Below are 554 nucleotides of genomic sequence, written 5' to 3' on the forward strand. Positions count from 1 at the left end.
ATAAAAGAAGCAATTAATAAGCATAAGATATTATCAATACATAACGTATTTAAAAAATAAGAAAAAATATCAAAAAAAGATAAAATATTATTTGACAATAAATACGTATTTTGTTATATAAATAACCAAGTGATGAAAACACTAAACATGTAGCGAAAAGGTTGCGATAAACCTAATCCTATTATAGAACTGGCTATCTTTTATGCTCTAATTAGCATATATGATGATTTTGTCGGGTGTGGTTATGCTATACAATACTCTTATGAGGAAGGCATAACAACGGACTACATGCCGTGTTTTCAACACCCGGCGCCTTTATAGGCTGTCAATTGAAAACACTAAATCATGTAGGATTTAATTATGACAAATATCTCAAAAACCACCCCCATTATCTCTAATATTGCAAATGAAACCGCGTCTGTTAATCAACAAGAGCCTGCAAAAAAATACGAATTTATTGATGATTGTGAATATATCGATGGTCATTTCTTAACTCGAATTAGAGCCTTAAGAGATTTTGATGATGTCAAAAAAGGCGATTTAGGGGGGTATAT

1 pseudogene is annotated in these 554 nt (G+C 30.9%); it reads left to right on the forward strand.

Annotation, left to right across the window (positions count from 1 at the left end):
- Window positions 1-360 precede the first annotated feature (360 nt).
- Window positions 361-554 (forward strand): annotated as a pseudogene (locus ACFIJJ_RS10135) (hypothetical protein); the annotation flags it as partial.

Source organism: Bartonella sp. TT29SHDZB (genome assembly GCF_042193395.1).
Lineage (GTDB): Bacteria > Pseudomonadota > Alphaproteobacteria > Rhizobiales > Rhizobiaceae > Bartonella.